This is a genomic window from Listeria welshimeri serovar 6b str. SLCC5334 (assembly GCF_000060285.1).
Classification (GTDB): Bacteria; Bacillota; Bacilli; order Lactobacillales; family Listeriaceae; genus Listeria; species Listeria welshimeri.
In genome coordinates this window covers 2,355,295-2,370,726 of record NC_008555.1, presented here as the reverse complement: position 1 = coordinate 2,370,726, position 15,432 = coordinate 2,355,295, and the positions used below count along the sequence as shown (strand labels likewise).

General features: G+C 43.0%; 9 protein-coding genes, 16 tRNA genes and 3 rRNA genes. 24 read left to right on the top strand and 4 right to left on the bottom strand.

Annotation, left to right across the window (positions count from 1 at the left end; all coding sequences use genetic code 11):
* Nucleotides 1-5 precede the first annotated feature (5 nt).
* Nucleotides 6-1,367 carry an aspartate kinase gene (locus LWE_RS11910; protein ID WP_011703069.1) on the bottom strand — a complete coding sequence of 454 codons (1,362 nt, stop codon included), beginning with the start codon at nt 1,365-1,367 and terminating at the stop codon, nt 6-8.
* A 246-nt stretch (nt 1,368-1,613) separates the two neighbouring features.
* Between LWE_RS11910 and LWE_RS11905 the strand changes: the two genes are divergently transcribed.
* Complete coding sequence (locus LWE_RS11905) at nt 1,614-1,928, top strand: PTS sugar transporter subunit IIB (RefSeq protein ID WP_011703068.1); 315 nt, start codon at nt 1,614-1,616, stop codon at nt 1,926-1,928.
* A gap of 41 nt (nt 1,929-1,969) precedes the next feature.
* Here LWE_RS11905 and LWE_RS11900 read toward each other — a convergent pair whose 3' ends face one another.
* From LWE_RS11900 to LWE_RS11890, 3 genes are all read right to left on the bottom strand, one after another.
* Entirely contained in the window at nt 1,970-2,650 is a 681-nt protein-coding gene (locus LWE_RS11900; RefSeq protein ID WP_011703067.1) for an ABC transporter ATP-binding protein, read from the bottom strand.
* The gene (locus tag LWE_RS11895; RefSeq protein WP_011703066.1) at nt 2,650-3,753 is read right to left on the bottom strand and encodes an ABC transporter permease; all 1,104 of its coding nucleotides are present in this window, start codon (nt 3,751-3,753) and stop codon (nt 2,650-2,652) included. The genes LWE_RS11900 and LWE_RS11895 overlap by 1 nt, the downstream gene beginning before the upstream one ends.
* 139 nt (nt 3,754-3,892) lie before the next feature.
* Nucleotides 3,893-5,059 (bottom strand): MalY/PatB family protein, encoded by a 1,167-nt coding sequence (locus LWE_RS11890; protein ID WP_011703065.1) that lies wholly within the window; start codon nt 5,057-5,059, stop codon nt 3,893-3,895.
* 153 nt (nt 5,060-5,212) lie between these two features.
* On the opposite strand from LWE_RS11890, the gene yugI reads away from it, so the two are divergent.
* From yugI to LWE_RS11775, 23 genes are all read left to right on the top strand, one after another.
* Nucleotides 5,213-5,566, top strand: coding sequence for a S1 domain-containing post-transcriptional regulator GSP13 (yugI, locus tag LWE_RS11885; RefSeq protein WP_011703064.1), 354 nt, complete (start codon nt 5,213-5,215; stop codon nt 5,564-5,566).
* A gap of 148 nt (nt 5,567-5,714) precedes the next feature.
* Nucleotides 5,715-6,122: an NUDIX hydrolase gene (locus tag LWE_RS11880; RefSeq protein ID WP_011703063.1), complete on the top strand. Its 408-nt coding sequence runs from the start codon at nt 5,715-5,717 to the stop codon at nt 6,120-6,122.
* A gap of 101 nt (nt 6,123-6,223) precedes the next feature.
* A complete protein-coding gene (locus tag LWE_RS11875) occupies nt 6,224-7,576 on the top strand; it encodes a glucose-6-phosphate isomerase (protein ID WP_011703062.1) in 1,353 nt (450 codons plus the stop codon).
* 104 nt (nt 7,577-7,680) lie between these two features.
* Complete coding sequence (locus LWE_RS11870; protein ID WP_003722392.1) at nt 7,681-8,439, top strand: DeoR/GlpR family DNA-binding transcription regulator; 759 nt, start codon at nt 7,681-7,683, stop codon at nt 8,437-8,439.
* 363 nt (nt 8,440-8,802) lie between these two features.
* Nucleotides 8,803-10,352 (top strand): 16S ribosomal RNA (locus LWE_RS11865).
* A gap of 130 nt (nt 10,353-10,482) precedes the next feature.
* Nucleotides 10,483-10,556 (top strand) — tRNA-Ile (locus LWE_RS11860).
* A 47-nt stretch (nt 10,557-10,603) separates the two neighbouring features.
* Nucleotides 10,604-10,679 (top strand) — tRNA-Ala (locus tag LWE_RS11855).
* A gap of 172 nt (nt 10,680-10,851) precedes the next feature.
* Nucleotides 10,852-13,783: ribosomal RNA gene (locus LWE_RS11850) — 23S ribosomal RNA — on the top strand.
* Nucleotides 13,784-13,860: 77 nt separating this feature from the next.
* Nucleotides 13,861-13,976: ribosomal RNA gene (gene rrf, locus LWE_RS11845) — 5S ribosomal RNA — on the top strand.
* The 16S, 23S and 5S rRNA genes sit together here with 16 tRNA genes alongside, the layout of an rRNA operon.
* 10 nt (nt 13,977-13,986) lie before the next feature.
* Nucleotides 13,987-14,062, top strand: a tRNA-Asn gene (locus LWE_RS11840).
* A 6-nt stretch (nt 14,063-14,068) separates the two neighbouring features.
* Nucleotides 14,069-14,157, top strand: a tRNA-Ser gene (locus LWE_RS11835).
* A 34-nt stretch (nt 14,158-14,191) separates the two neighbouring features.
* Nucleotides 14,192-14,263 (top strand) — tRNA-Glu (locus LWE_RS11830).
* A gap of 57 nt (nt 14,264-14,320) precedes the next feature.
* Nucleotides 14,321-14,396 (top strand) — tRNA-Val (locus LWE_RS11825).
* Between the two features lie 21 nt (nt 14,397-14,417).
* A tRNA-Met gene (locus tag LWE_RS11820) sits at nt 14,418-14,491 on the top strand.
* 6 nt (nt 14,492-14,497) lie between these two features.
* Nucleotides 14,498-14,573 (top strand) — tRNA-Asp (locus tag LWE_RS11815).
* Between the two features lie 4 nt (nt 14,574-14,577).
* Nucleotides 14,578-14,650, top strand: a tRNA-Phe gene (locus LWE_RS11810).
* A gap of 22 nt (nt 14,651-14,672) precedes the next feature.
* Nucleotides 14,673-14,756, top strand: a tRNA-Tyr gene (locus LWE_RS11805).
* Nucleotides 14,757-14,763: 7 nt separating this feature from the next.
* A tRNA-Trp gene (locus tag LWE_RS11800) sits at nt 14,764-14,837 on the top strand.
* A 15-nt stretch (nt 14,838-14,852) separates the two neighbouring features.
* Nucleotides 14,853-14,925: transfer RNA gene (locus LWE_RS11795), tRNA-His, on the top strand.
* Nucleotides 14,926-14,954: 29 nt separating this feature from the next.
* Nucleotides 14,955-15,026, top strand: a tRNA-Gln gene (locus LWE_RS11790).
* Between the two features lie 5 nt (nt 15,027-15,031).
* A tRNA-Gly gene (locus LWE_RS11785) sits at nt 15,032-15,103 on the top strand.
* Between the two features lie 19 nt (nt 15,104-15,122).
* A tRNA-Cys gene (locus tag LWE_RS11780) sits at nt 15,123-15,196 on the top strand.
* Between the two features lie 45 nt (nt 15,197-15,241).
* Nucleotides 15,242-15,325: transfer RNA gene (locus tag LWE_RS11775), tRNA-Leu, on the top strand.
* Nucleotides 15,326-15,432 lie beyond the last annotated feature (107 nt).

Genomic DNA, 15,432 nt, shown 5'->3' with positions numbered 1-15,432 from the left:
TATTTTTAAACGAAAACTTCCGAAAAGAATTCATCATACAACGCTCGAACCGCTGTGTTTTCTTGTTCTTCTTTCACACCGAACATAATACTCACTTCAGAAGAACCTTGATTAATCATTTCTATATTCACTTTTGCGTCCGATAAAGCTTTGGAAGCGCGTGATGTTATTCCAACATTATGACGCATTGTTTCGCCAACCACCATAATTAGCGAAATGCCGTGTTGCATAATCACTTGGTCGGCATTCAATTCTTCTTTCAAACGAGACATAATCGTCTGCTCCGTATGCTCACTAAACTGGTTTTCACGAATAATAATCGTTAAATCATCAATTCCGGATGGCATATGTTCATAGTTCAACCCAGCATCTTCCAAAATTTGCAATACTTTTCGTCCGAAGCCGATTTCGCGGTTCATCAAATATTTACTTATATAAATGCTACAAAAGCCGTCATCACTTGCAATTCCAACCACAGGACCATTATTATTTTCCCGTTCATGCACAACACGCGTACCACAAGAATCAGGATTATTCGTATTTTTTATATGTACGGGGATGCCCGCATGGAACGCTGGAATTAAAGCTTCATCGTGAAAAACAGAGAAGCCAGCGTAAGAAAGTTCACGCATTTCTCGGTAAGTAAGCTCGAGCACTTTTTTTGGATTTTTCACAATAGCGGGATTGACCGCGTATACAGCATCAACATCAGTGAAGTTCTCATATAACTCAGCTTGCGCACCATTCGCCACGATTGCTCCGGTAATATCAGATCCACTTCGAGAAAATGTGCTAATTTCGCCGTCTTTTGTATAACCAAAAAATCCTGGGAAAACAATAATTCCTTCTCGTTCTCGAAGTGCAAATAAACGGTCATATGACTCAGGTAAAACTTGCGCGCTTGCATGTTCATCTGTCACAAGTAAACCAGCATCTTTTGGATTAATATAATTGGCATTTAAGCCTTTGAATTTAAAATAAGCCGCGATTAACTTCGCATTATTATCTTCCCCACTAGCTTTCATTCGATCTAAAAATTTATCGGGGTCGCTTTTATCAGATGAAATGGTCGCCTGTAAGTCCGAGCGAATTTGTTTAATGATGGTGTCGTCCATTCCTGTATCAAGTGCAATACCAGCATATCTGGCAATAACTGCTTCAAATAATTCACTTGTATCTTCTCCTAGAAGTGCCTTTGTTGCGCAATCAATAAGTAAATCAGTCACTTTTGTATCTGCTTTAAAACGCTTGCCAGGTGCAGAAACTACGACGATTTTTCGGTCAGAATCCTCCGCTACAAGTTGGAAAACCTTATTTAATTGAATCCCGGATGCTAAAGAGCTTCCGCCAAATTTAATTACTTTCATGCTACACACTCCTGATTTAAATTTTTGTTTCACCCCGAAAGTGTTGTTTTTGAATGATGCGAAATTTTCTGAGCTTTCGGATAAAGTTATTGTCTATTATCGCTCTTTTTACGCGAAATCGCAATGTTTTTTCTGATTTTTAATAATTTTCTCCGTGCCTCAGTAGTTTACTTGTTTAAAAAGCTAAAGGTAGTTATAATAAGAGTGTACAAAAAAAGCAGCCTTAATCTGAAAGGAAAGATTACGATGAAAAATATTGTTTTAGTATGTGCGGCAGGGATGTCAACAAGCCTTTTAGTAACAAAAATGCGTAAAGCAGCTGAAGAACGTGGAGAAACTTGTGAAATTGAAGCATACTCCATTGCTGAAGTAAGTAACTTAATTGATGATGCAGATGTAGTGCTTTTAGGACCACAAGTACGTTACCAGAAAAAAACAGTGGATGAATTAGCTGCTGGAAAAATTCCAGTAGATGTAATCGACATGGCAGCTTATGGTACTATGAACGGTGAAAAAGTATTAGGTCAAGCATTAGATTTAATTGATGGGTTCCAAAAATAAACAATAAAAAAACCTGTGTGGCTGTGCGCCACGCAGGTTTTTTAGCTTTCTTGGGTAAGTATTCCGTCTTCCATACGGTAAACATGGTCTACTAAATCTAGCATACGCTCATCATGTGTTACCATAATCGCTGTTCGACTCGTTTTTACAACTTCATTCCGAATTAGTTCAACCACTTCACGACTTCTTTCAGTATCAAGACTCGCAGTTGGTTCATCGGCTAAAATAACGGAAGGTTGATTAATCAGCGCACGAGCAATAGCCACACGTTGCTTCTGACCGCCAGATAAATCTTTTGGATAGAAATTCGCACGATCACTGATTCCGAGTTGGCTTAGAAGTGATGCAGTATCTTTTTCAAGTTCCGCCGCGCTTTTCCCAGCCATTTTACCAATAAAACTGATTTGGTCTTTGACATGTAAATAAGGAACTAAGTGAGCAGCTTGGAAAATAAAGCCGATTTCTTCTAAACGAAGAGCGGTTTGTTCTTTAGAAGATAAATTTCCGACTGACTTGCCGTTAATAGAAATCGTACCGCCAGTTGGTGTTAAGAGTGCACCCGCAAGAGATAATAACGTACTTTTACCAGAACCACTTGGACCGACAATTGCGATTAATTCGCCTTTTTTTGCTTCAAAATTTGTTTCCTTCAGTGCATGAATAATTGAAGGACCGGACGGGTAATCTTTATATACTTTATCAAAAGATAGTAGAGTTTCCATTATTCATCACCTCCTCGAATAGCATCTAATGCGTCTACCTTAGCGATTCGTCTGAGTGATAGAAGGGCGCCAAATAGAGCAACTAAGAAGAACAAGCCACTATAAAGGGCAATCGTCATCGGACTTAATCTAAATGGCATTGCGGCGGGCATAATGCTTGGTAAAATTAGCGTTACACCAACACTAATTAAAATACTAATAATGGAAATAATCACCACTTGAGTTATAATACTTTTCACTAAATAACTTGTTTTCGTTCCAAGGGCCTTTAAAATACCAAATTGCGTTGTTTTTTGGAGCGTCATGACATAGAAGAATGCTGTTAAAATAAATCCGCCAATAATAATTAAGAAGTAAATCATCATGTTAAGAGTCATTTGTTCTGCTGAATATCCAGGAATTTGGTTTAAAAATGCTTTATGATCAATCGTTGTTAAATCTTTATCCGAGAGTTTGACCCCTTTGTCAGGGTTATCTGTTTTAATCGCAATGGTACTTGTTTGCGGAATTTTTTGGTGATATAAAACAGGATTGATTTCTTGCCAAGTTGCGATATTAATATAAACTACGGGAGCATGGCTGTATTTTTGGTTTTCAGTAAAGCCAACAACCGTTAATTCTCTATTTAAAATATCATCCATTAAAACATCGCCAATTTTGATGCCATCTGATTTAAGAGAAGAATCAACGACGATTTCGTCCGGTTTTGTCACTTGTATGTTAGCTCCATCAGAAATTTTTGGAGCGAGAAAGCTGTCTGGTTGAATACCGAAAAGTGCTACACTAAACTTTTTGTCGTCACTTTCCCGTTTTAATGTCTGCATTGATTGTCCGAGAACCGCAGCATCCTTCACATTCGCATCTTTTTTCACATCAGCGAGTTTGGATTCTGGGAACTGTGATCTAGATAATTTGTCTTGAGCATCTTTGCTGAGGACATAATATGGAACCCCGTTATCTGCTACAGATGAAGCATTATCATAAGCAAGCCCGTTTGCTAGCCCAGATAGAATAAGTGATAGTAACATAATTAAGACCATGATGCCTGTTACTAAAATATAGCGCAACTTAGAATAAACTAATTCACGAAGCCCTAAAAACATCGGTTATACCAACTCCTTTAAATTTATGTATATGGAAAATGAACATTATTTCACTTTCCAAAGAATAGTATACCAAAGCTATATGCAATTTCCTAAAAAAAGAAACCAAGTATTTGCTACTTAGTTTCTCTTCAGTAAATTATTTTTTTAAGCCTTGAATCAGAAGTTTCACAGCTTTTTCCAACGTTTCTTTTGGACAAGCGATGTTAAAACGGACAAAACCTTTACCAGAATGACCAAATCCGGAACCCATTTGGACGCCAACACCAGCTTCAATTAAATCTGCGTAAATTGTTTTTTCGTCTTTTGAAAGCGAGCGGCAATCGAGCCACATTAAGTAAGTCGCTTCTAAGTCAGTAACGCCAACTTCTGGAACTTCTTTTTCGATTTCAGCTTTTACATACTCATAATTGCTATAAATATATTCTTTCAACTCTTTTAACCAAGGCGCGCCGTAGCGATAGGCCGCTTCTGTTCCAACAATCCCAAAGACATTAAGCCCGTTTGTGGTAGCATAATTTTGTTCAGCAGCGAATTTTGCTTGGTAATCTTTATTCGTAATAATATAGTAAGAAGCCTTAATTGCAGCCAAGTTAAATGTTTTTGTAGCAGCCATTAAAGTAATAATTTGATCCTTATAAAATGGCGCTGCAACCATCATTGGCACATGTTGATGATTTTTCATTACTAAATCAGCATGAATTTCATCGGAAACAATCGGGATTTGGTATTTCTCACACAGTTCCGCTAATTCTACGAGTTCTTCTTTCGTGAAACAACGACCACCAGGGTTTTGCGGATTACATAGAAGGAATAATTTGACATTTTCTTCCTTGATACGTTTTTCTAAATCATCAAAATCCATCCGGTATTGGTGATTTTCATATATTAATGGTGACATAACAACATGCCGTTCCGTAGCCTTTGTTACATTAAAAAATGGCGGATAAATTGGCGAAACCATTAAAACAGCATCACCTTCTTTTGTTAACGAACGAATTGCGAGCGAAATTGTAGGAACCACGGCCCCGTTGAAAAATAGCGTACTTGGGTCGATTTCAAACTGGTGCTGCTCTTTATTCCAATCAATCACAGCTTGAATGAGTGCTTCTGATTTCGTTGAGTAACCAAAAATCCCATGATCGATTTGACGTTTGAAAGCATCAAGTACAGGTTTTGGTGCCCGAAAATCCATATCCGCTACCCACATTGGAATAATATCTTTTCTGCCAAATAATTTTTCTGCTCCATCCCACTTTTCAGAATTAGTTCCAATCCGCGGAATGACTTCATCAAATTGACTCAAATATGTCACGCTCCTTCTCTTTAATTCGCCTTAATTATAGCACAAATTGTCCCTTAAAAGCTCGCTATAGAAGGATTTAGAATAATTGTTAAAGTTTCACCTAAGTGTTATAATTTATAAAATATTGTAAGGTTGAAAGTAGGTGGAATAAGGATGAGTACATTTAAGGTAGGAGAGGTAGTTTCTGGGAAAATCGCGGGAATTCAGAGTTATGGTGCATTTGTAGCACTAGATAATTCTACACAAGGCCTAGTTCATATTTCGGAAATCACACATGGTTTTGTCAAAGATATCCATGATTTTCTAGAAGTTGGCCAAGAAGTAAAAGTGAAAATTCTAGATATTGACGAAGAGAAAAATAAAATCAGTCTTTCTATTAGAGCGACAGAAGAAGCACCAAAAGAACAACCAGCTAAGAAAAAATCCGTATCATCAAGCGAAAACGACGAAGGTTTCAATACATTAAGAGATAAATTAGAAGAATGGATCAAAAAAGGAGACAAATAAAAACCTCTATCAGCCTGTTATTATGCCCTTTTTTGGGTTGAATAGCTAGGCTGATAAATTTAATTGACTAAAATTTTAGAAAAAGGGAATAGATAGAAGTAATTTTCTATTTATTTAATATTATAAAATAGTCAAAAGGGGGATTTATGTGAAAAGATCTATTCATGTGCAGGCGTTTGTCTACAACGAGAAGAAAGATGAGATTTTAATAGTGAGAAATCGCAACTTAGCTTGGGCGTTTCCGGGGGGGCATGTGGAAGCAAATCAAACGATGGAGGAAGCACTCGCAAGCATAGTAAAAGAGCAGACAAATATCGATATAGAAATAGAGTCTATCTTACACTGCAAAGAGCGACGTGCTACATGGGAACACGTTTGTACATTTGTTTTTCGAGCAAAACCGGTTGGCGAGATGATAGCCACTTCAAGCGATGATAATATTTTTCGAGTAAAGTGGATACCAATTCCGCTAGCAGACGATTTGCTACCTATAGACCAATTATCTTTAAACGAACTAGTCAGAAGCGAGGGCGTCTTATATGAAAACTATACCTGATTTTCAAAAAGGCTCAAATTTCATAAGGTCAAGCCTTGCTAAAAAACACTGATTGATATAAAGTTAATAAAGAAACTTTTTTAAAATTTGGAGGGAAAATAATGACACATATTAAATTTGATTATTCCAAAGCGCTCCGTTTTTTTGAAGAACGCGAACTTGATTATCTTGAACCAGCAGTAAAAGCAGCTCATGATTCATTACATAACGGTACAGGTGCTGGTAACGATGCGCTTGGTTGGATTAATTTACCAACAGATTACGACAAAGAAGAATTTGCTCGTATCAAAAAAGCAACAGAAAAAATCCATAGCGATTCTGATGTATTAATCGTTATTGGTATCGGTGGTTCATACCTTGGAGCACGTGCGGCAATCGAAACGTTAAATCATTCCTTCTATAATGTACTTGAAAAAGGTGCGCGTAAAACACCTCAAGTATTCTTTGCGGGAAATAGCATTAGTTCTTCCTATTTACATGATTTAATTGAAGTAGTTGGCGATCGCGACTTTTCAGTTAACGTTATTTCTAAATCAGGAACAACAACAGAACCAGCAATCGCTTTCCGTGTTTTCAAAGAACTTTTGATCAAAAAATACGGTGAAGAAGGTGCGAAAAAACGCATTTATGCAACAACTGATAAAGCAAAAGGCGCTTTAAAAACATTGTCTGACAATGAAGGCTATGAAACATTTGTTGTTCCTGATGATGTTGGTGGCCGTTTCTCTGTTTTAACAGCAGTAGGTTTACTTCCAATTGCAGTTAGTGGCGTTGATATTGATGCACTGATGAACGGAGCAAGAGCAGCAAGCAAAGATTTTGATAAACCAGAACTTAAAAACAACATTTCTTATCAATATGCAGCAGCTCGTAACGTCCTTTATCGTAAAGGGAAAGTAACGGAACTTCTAATAAGCTATGAACCAGGATTGCAATATCTTAATGAGTGGTGGAAACAATTATTTGGTGAAAGTGAAGGTAAAGACAAAAAAGGTATTTACCCATCCAGCGCTAACTTCTCCACAGATTTGCACTCGATTGGTCAATATATCCAAGACGGACGTCGTAATCTTTTTGAAACTGTTATCAAAGTTGACAAACCACGCCATAATTTAACTATTAATAAAGAAGAAGTAGATTTAGATGGTTTAAATTATCTTGCTGGGGAAACAGTTGACTTCGTTAATACAAAAGCATTCGAAGGAACTCTTTTAGCGCATACAGACGGCGAAGTTCCAAACTTTGTTGTAGAAGTACCAGAACTAGATGCTTATACATTCGGTTACCTAGTATACTTCTTTGAAAAAGCTGTAGCAATCAGTGGTTACCTAAATGGCGTGAATCCATTTGACCAACCTGGCGTGGAAGCATATAAAGCCAACATGTTCGCATTACTTGGCAAACCAGGCTTCGAAGACAAAAAAGCAGAGCTAGAAAAACGTTTAAACGATTAATTTTTAATTCAAAACCTTGGAGCCGATTGCTCCAAGGTTTTTTGTTTGTTTGCGATTTTCTTCTATTGGAGTTACCATATACTTAAACAAAAGGAGGGGAAGAAGTGTTATCTATCGAACGAAAGCGTGCCATCGTCCAATATGTGAAAAGTAGAAAAATAGCAACTGTTAGCGAACTAGCCAAACATTTTGAGGTGCACGAAGCAACCATTCGCCGCGATTTAACCTCTTTAGAAAAAGACAAAAAGCTAAAAAGAACCCACGGCGGAGTTATGATAGAAGAAAAAGTAGTTTCCGAACCGAATTGGAAAAAACGAAGCGAAGTGCGCTACGAAGAAAAACAACGCATCGCCACTCTAGCAGCGACAATGGTCAAAGATGGCGATACAATCATCTTAGACGCCGGGACAACAACAGGACATATTGCAACAGCTCTAAAAGACCGCTCTAAACTAACCGTCATAACAAACGATATCAATGTAGCTTCCATCATGCGATTCTCTCCGTCCAAAGTAATTGTTACAGGTGGTGTCATTTACCCAGAAACCTTCATTCTTAATGGTATGATAACAAGCGGCACCTTACAAAGCATACACGTGCATAAAGCATTCGTAACCACACCAGCGCTTGATATTGATAAAGGGCTAATGCATTATGATGAGTATCTAATTCCAGCCAAACAACAAATGCTTCATTCAGCCGATGAAGTTATCCTAGTAACAGATCACACCAAGTTCGGTCGTATCTCACTATATAAATACGCAGCACTAGATGAAATTTCTTCTATCATCACCGGCAAAGAAATCGATCCTGTACTAAAAGAACAATTTGAAGAAAAAGGAATGCAAATTTATACAACATAATGTTTGTTATTTTCAAGTGTAATCCCCTATGCAACCACCAATTTATACACTAAAACAATCTTTTTTCATCTTTATTTAAAAAAGTTTGCAAAAAGTATTGACGAAAGGCAAAAATCTTGGTATATTTATAAACGTTGCTGATACGGACAAACGCTTTGGCAGCAAAAGAAACTGACCTTTGAAAACTGAACAAAGAAGAAGACGAAAAGCAATGAGACGTAAAGTCTCACTGGTAATCGCAGGGCAGAAAACAGAAAGCTGTTTTCAACAAAAACAAACTAGTAATTTAATTGCTAGCGAAGTCAATTTGACGCAAGGAATCTTATTCACGGTGTTGAATAAGTATTCAAATTCAATTTATATTTTAAAGAGAGTTTGATCCTGGCTCAGGACGAACGCTGGCGGCGTGCCTAATACATGCAAGTCGAACGAACGGAGGAAGAGCTTGCTCTTCCAAAGTTAGTGGCGGACGGGTGAGTAACACGTGGGCAACCTGCCTGTGAGTTGGGGATAACTCCGGGAAACCGGGGCTAATACCGAATAATAAGTGGTGGCGCATGCCACGGCTTTGAAAGATGGTTTCGGCTATCGCTTACAGATGGGCCCGCGGTGCATTAGCTAGTTGGTAGGGTAATGGCCTACCAAGGCAACGATGCATAGCCGACCTGAGAGGGTGATCGGCCACACTGGGACTGAGACACGGCCCAGACTCCTACGGGAGGCAGCAGTAGGGAATCTTCCGCAATGGACGAAAGTCTGACGGAGCAACGCCGCGTGTATGAAGAAGGTTTTCGGATCGTAAAGTACTGTTGTTAGAGAAGAACAAGGATAAGAGTAACTGCTTGTCCCTTGACGGTATCTAACCAGAAAGCCACGGCTAACTACGTGCCAGCAGCCGCGGTAATACGTAGGTGGCAAGCGTTGTCCGGATTTATTGGGCGTAAAGCGCGCGCAGGCGGTCTTTTAAGTCTGATGTGAAAGCCCCCGGCTTAACCGGGGAGGGTCATTGGAAACTGGAAGACTGGAGTGCAGAAGAGGAGAGTGGAATTCCACGTGTAGCGGTGAAATGCGTAGATATGTGGAGGAACACCAGTGGCGAAGGCGACTCTCTGGTCTGTAACTGACGCTGAGGCGCGAAAGCGTGGGGAGCAAACAGGATTAGATACCCTGGTAGTCCACGCCGTAAACGATGAGTGCTAAGTGTTAGGGGGTTTCCGCCCCTTAGTGCTGCAGCTAACGCATTAAGCACTCCGCCTGGGGAGTACGACCGCAAGGTTGAAACTCAAAGGAATTGACGGGGGCCCGCACAAGCGGTGGAGCATGTGGTTTAATTCGAAGCAACGCGAAGAACCTTACCAGGTCTTGACATCCTTTGACCACTCTGGAGACAGAGCTTTCCCTTCGGGGACAAAGTGACAGGTGGTGCATGGTTGTCGTCAGCTCGTGTCGTGAGATGTTGGGTTAAGTCCCGCAACGAGCGCAACCCTTAATTTTAGTTGCCAGCATTTAGTTGGGCACTCTAAAGTGACTGCCGGTGCAAGCCGGAGGAAGGTGGGGATGACGTCAAATCATCATGCCCCTTATGACCTGGGCTACACACGTGCTACAATGGATGGTACAAAGGGTCGCGAAGCCGCGAGGTGGAGCCAATCCCATAAAACCATTCTCAGTTCGGATTGTAGGCTGCAACTCGCCTACATGAAGCCGGAATCGCTAGTAATCGTGGATCAGCATGCCACGGTGAATACGTTCCCGGGCCTTGTACACACCGCCCGTCACACCACGAGAGTTTGTAACACCCGAAGTCGGTAGGGTAACCTTTATGGAGCCAGCCGCCGAAGGTGGGACAGATAATTGGGGTGAAGTCGTAACAAGGTAGCCGTATCGGAAGGTGCGGCTGGATCACCTCCTTTCTAAGGAAAAGGAAACCTGTGTGTTTTCGTTCTTCTCTGTTTGTTCAGTTTTGAGAGGTTACTCTCTTTTATGTCAGATAAAGTACGCAAGGCTACATGCTCTGGAGCATAGTGCCACTACATTATTGACGGGCCTATAGCTCAGCTGGTTAGAGCGCACGCCTGATAAGCGTGAGGTCGATGGTTCGAGTCCATTTAGGCCCACTTTTTCTTTCTGACACAAAGAAAACAAAATATTATATCCCTTTTAAGGGGCCTTAGCTCAGCTGGGAGAGCGCCTGCTTTGCACGCAGGAGGTCAGCGGTTCGATCCCGCTAGGCTCCACCAAAATTGTTCTTTGAAAACTAGATAAGAAAGTTAGTAAAGTTAGCATAGATAAGTAATTATCTATGACACAAGTAACCGAGAATCATCTGAAAGTGAATCTTTCATCTAATTCGAAGTATCATCGCTGATACCGACGATTAGAAAAACAACCTTTACTTCATTGAAGTAAATTGGTTAAGTTAGAAAGGGCGCACGGTGGATGCCTTGGCACTAGGAGCCGAAGAAGGACGGGACTAACACCGATATGCTTTGGGGAGCTGTACGTAAGCGTTGATCCAGAGATTTCCGAATGGGGGAACCCACTATCTTTAGTCGGATAGTATCCTTACGTGAATACATAGCGTGAGGAAGGCAGACCCAGGGAACTGAAACATCTAAGTACCTGGAGGAAGAGAAAGAAAAATCGATTTCCTGAGTAGCGGCGAGCGAAACGGAAAGAGCCCAAACCAAGAAGCTTGCTTCTTGGGGTTGTAGGACACTCTATACGGAGTTACAAAAGAAAGTTATAAATGAAGCGGTCTGGAAAGGCCCGCCAAAGACGGTAACAGCCCGGTAGTTGAAATAGCTTTCCCTCCAGAGTGGATCCTGAGTACGGCGGAACACGTGAAATTCCGTCGGAATCCGGGAGGACCATCTCCCAAGGCTAAATACTCCCTAGTGACCGATAGTGAACCAGTACCGTGAGGGAAAGGTGAAAAGCACCCCGGAAGGGGAGTGAAACAGTTCCTGAAACCGTGTGCCTACAAGTAGTTAGAGCCCGTTAATGGGTGATAGCGTGCCTTTTGTAGAATGAACCGGCGAGTTACGATTTGTTGCAAGGTTAAGCGGAAAAAGCGGAGCCGTAGCGAAAGCGAGTCTGAATAGGGCGCATAAGTAACAGGTCGTAGACCCGAAACCAGGTGATCTACCCATGTCCAGGATGAAGGTAAGGTAATACTTACTGGAGGTCCGAACCCACGCACGTTGAAAAGTGCGGGGATGAGGTGTGGGTAGCGGAGAAATTCCAATCGAACTTGGAGATAGCTGGTTCTCTCCGAAATAGCTTTAGGGCTAGCCTCGAGGTAAAGAGTCATGGAGGTAGAGCACTGTTTGGACTAGGGGCCCTTCTCGGGTTACCGAATTCAGATAAACTCCGAATGCCATGTACTTATACTCGGGAGTCAGACTGCGAGTGATAAGATCCGTAGTCGAAAGGGAAACAGCCCAGACCACCAGTTAAGGTCCCCAAATATATGTTAAGTGGAAAAGGATGTGGGGTTGCTTAGACAACCAGGATGTTGGCTTAGAAGCAGCCACCATTGAAAGAGTGCGTAATAGCTCACTGGTCGAGTGACCCCGCGCCGAAAATGTACCGGGGCTAAACATATTACCGAAACTGTGGATGAACCTCTTTGGAGGTTCGTGGTAGGAGAGCGTTCTAAGGGCGGTGAAGTCAGACCGGAAGGACTGGTGGAGCGCTTAGAAGTGAGAATGCCGGTATGAGTAGCGAAAGAAGGGTGAGAATCCCTTCCACCGAATATCTAAGGTTTCCTGAGGAAGGCTCGTCCGCTCAGGGTTAGTCGGGACCTAAGCCGAGGCCGATAGGCGTAGGCGATGGACAACAGGTAGAGATTCCTGTACCAGTGCTAATTGTTTAACCGATGGGGTGACACAGAAGGATAGGGAATCGCACGAATGGAAATGTGCGTCCAAGCAGTGAGTGTGAGAAGTAGGCAAATCCGCTTCTCGCGAAGCATGAGCTGTGATGGGGAAGGAAATAAAGTACGGAAGTTCCTGATTTCACGCTGTCAAGAAAAGCCTCTAGGAAGAGTAGTACTGCCCGTACCGCAAACCGACACAGGTAGATGAGGAGAGAATCCTAAGGTGAGCGAGAGAACTCTCGTTAAGGAACTCGGCAAAATGACCCCGTAACTTCGGGAGAAGGGGTGCTCTATTAGGGTGCAAGCCCGAGAGAGCCGCAGTGAATAGGCCCAGGCGACTGTTTAGCAAAAACACAGGTCTCTGCAAAACCGTAAGGTGACGTATAGGGGCTGACGCCTGCCCGGTGCTGGAAGGTTAAGAGGAGTGCTTAGCTTCGGCGAAGGTACGAATTGAAGCCCCAGTAAACGGCGGCCGTAACTATAACGGTCCTAAGGTAGCGAAATTCCTTGTCGGGTAAGTTCCGACCCGCACGAAAGGCGCAACGATCTGGGCACTGTCTCAACGAGAGACTCGGTGAAATTATAGTACCTGTGAAGATGCAGGTTACCCGCGACAGGACGGAAAGACCCCGTGGAGCTTTACTGCAACCTGATATGGAATGTTTGTACCGCTTGTACAGGATAGGTAGGAGCCGAAGAGACGTGTGCGCTAGCATACGAGGAGGCAATGGTGGGATACTACCCTGGCTGTATGACCATTCTAACCCGCCACGCTTAGCGCGTGGGGAGACAGTGTCAGGTGGGCAGTTTGACTGGGGCGGTCGCCTCCTAAAGAGTAACGGAGGCGCCCAAAGGTTCCCTCAGAATGGATGGAAATCATTCGCAGAGTGTAAAGGCACAAGGGAGCTTGACTGCGAGACTGACAAGTCGAGCAGGGACGAAAGTCGGGCTTAGTGATCCGGTGGTTCCGCATGGAAGGGCCATCGCTCAACGGATAAAAGCTACCCCGGGGATAACAGGCTTATCTCCCCCAAGAGTCCACATCGACGGGGAGGTTTGGCACCTCGATGTCGGCTCGTCGCATCCTGGGGCTGTAGTCGGTCCCAAGGGTTGGGCTGTTCGCCCATTAAAGCGGCACGCGAGCTGGGTTCAGAACGTCGTGAGACAGTTCGGTCCCTATCCGTCGCGGGCGCAGGAAATTTGAGAGGAGCTGTCCTTAGTACGAGAGGACCGGGATGGACACACCGCTGGTGTACCAGTTGTTCCGCCAGGAGCATCGCTGGGTAGCTATGTGTGGCAGGGATAAACGCTGAAAGCATCTAAGCGTGAAGCCCCCCTCAAGATGAGATTTCCCATTTCTTCGGAAAGTAAGATCCCTGAAAGATGATCAGGTAGATAGGTTTGGAGTGGAAGTGTAGCGATACATGGAGCGGACAAATACTAATCGATCGAGGACTTAACCAAAAAATGAAACGAAGTTACCTAACTGAACCCTTTCTTCTCTAGTTTTGAGAGAGCAATCTTTCAACAACTGTATATTGTCTGGTAGTTATGGCGAGAAGGTCACACCCGTTCCCATCCCGAACACGGTAGTTAAGCTTCTCTGCGCCAATGGTAGTTGGGGGTTTCCCCCTGCGAGAGTAGGTCGCTGCCGGGCAATTTATTATTCCACAGTAGCTCAGTTGGTAGAGCAATCGGCTGTTAACCGATCGGTCGCAGGTTCGAGTCCTGCCTGTGGAGCCATTTTCTGGAGAGCTGTCCGAGTGGCCGAAGGAGCACGGTTGGAAACCGTGTAGGCGGTGTAAGCTGTCTCAAGGGTTCGAATCCCTTGCTCTCCGTTTACACGTAATAATAAATCATGTTTTTTACTGAGGCCCGTTGGTCAAGCGGTTAAGACACCGCCCTTTCACGGCGGTAACACGGGTTCGATTCCCGTACGGGTCATTTTGTTACTAATCTATTAGAGACATTTCCATGTTTTTAGAGTAGAATAGTAGTTATGGAGGTTTAGCTCAGCTGGGAGAGCATCTGCCTTACAAGCAGAGGGTCAGCGGTTCGATCCCGTTAACCTCCACCATTAATTTTATAATAATATTGTCGCGGGGTGGAGCAGTCTGGTAGCTCGTCGGGCTCATAACCCGAAGGTCGTAGGTTCAAATCCTGCCCCCGCAATAGAGTGGTTCCGTGGTGTAGGGGTTAACATGCCTGCCTGTCACGCAGGAGATCGCGGGTTCAAATCCCGTCGGGACCGCCATTATGGCTTGGTAGCTCAGTTGGTAGAGCACTTGATTGAAGCTCAAGGTGTCGGCAGTTCGATTCTGTCCCAAGCCACTTTTTTCTTTTATTTTAATATGGAGGGGTAGCGAAGTGGCTAAACGCGGCGGACTGTAAATCCGCTCCTTCGGGTTCGGTGGTTCGAATCCACTCCCCTCCACCATTTTTATAGGGGCATAGTTTAAAGGTAGAACTGAGGTCTCCAAAACCTCCAGTGTGGGTTCGATTCCTACTGCCCCTGCCATATAATAAAATAATGGCGGATGTGGCGAAGTGGTTAACGCACCTGATTGTGGTTCAGGCATTCGTGGGTTCGATTCCCATCATCCGCCCTTTTTGTTTTTAAGTCTATTATAATTGTTGGGCCATAGCCAAGCGGTAAGGCAACGGACTTTGACTCCGTCACGCGTTGGTTCGAATCCAGCTGGCCCAGTTAATGCGGAAGTAGTTCAGTGGTAGAACATCACCTTGCCAAGGTGGGGGTCGCGGGTTCGAACCCCGTCTTCCGCTTTTAAATTGAACATTGTGCGGCGCCATAGCCAAGTGGTAAGGCAGAGGTCTGCAAAACCTTTATCACCGGTTCAAATCCGGTTGGCGCCTCCATTTGCATAATTAATGTTTTAAAGTTATAATTTATTATATTGTTACGCCGGCGTGGCGGAATTGGCAGACGCGCTGGACTCAAAATCCTGTGCCCGCAAGGGCGTGCCGGTTCGACCCCGGCCGCCGGTATCAATGAAGCATCAACGTATATTATTATACGTTGATGCTTTTTTGAATAAAAAAAGAACTCCATTTTGTTTGATGAAGTTCTTTGATACAAATTTTCTATTTAGATA

Bases quoted from the DNA above. Each gene is read 5' to 3' on its own strand.
- LWE_RS11900 (WP_011703067.1), bottom strand. From the start codon at position 2,650: ATGGAAACTCTACTATCTTTTGATAAAGTATATAAAGATTACCCGTCC.
- LWE_RS11875 (WP_011703062.1), top strand. From the start codon at position 6,224: ATGACACATATTAAATTTGATTATTCCAAAGCGCTCCGTTTTTTTGAA.
- LWE_RS11895 (WP_011703066.1), bottom strand. From the start codon at position 3,753: ATGTTTTTAGGGCTTCGTGAATTAGTTTATTCTAAGTTGCGCTATATT.
- LWE_RS11910 (WP_011703069.1), bottom strand. From the start codon at position 1,367: ATGAAAGTAATTAAATTTGGCGGAAGCTCTTTAGCATCCGGGATTCAA.
- yugI (WP_011703064.1), top strand. From the start codon at position 5,213: ATGAGTACATTTAAGGTAGGAGAGGTAGTTTCTGGGAAAATCGCGGGA.
- LWE_RS11905 (WP_011703068.1), top strand. From the start codon at position 1,614: ATGAAAAATATTGTTTTAGTATGTGCGGCAGGGATGTCAACAAGCCTT.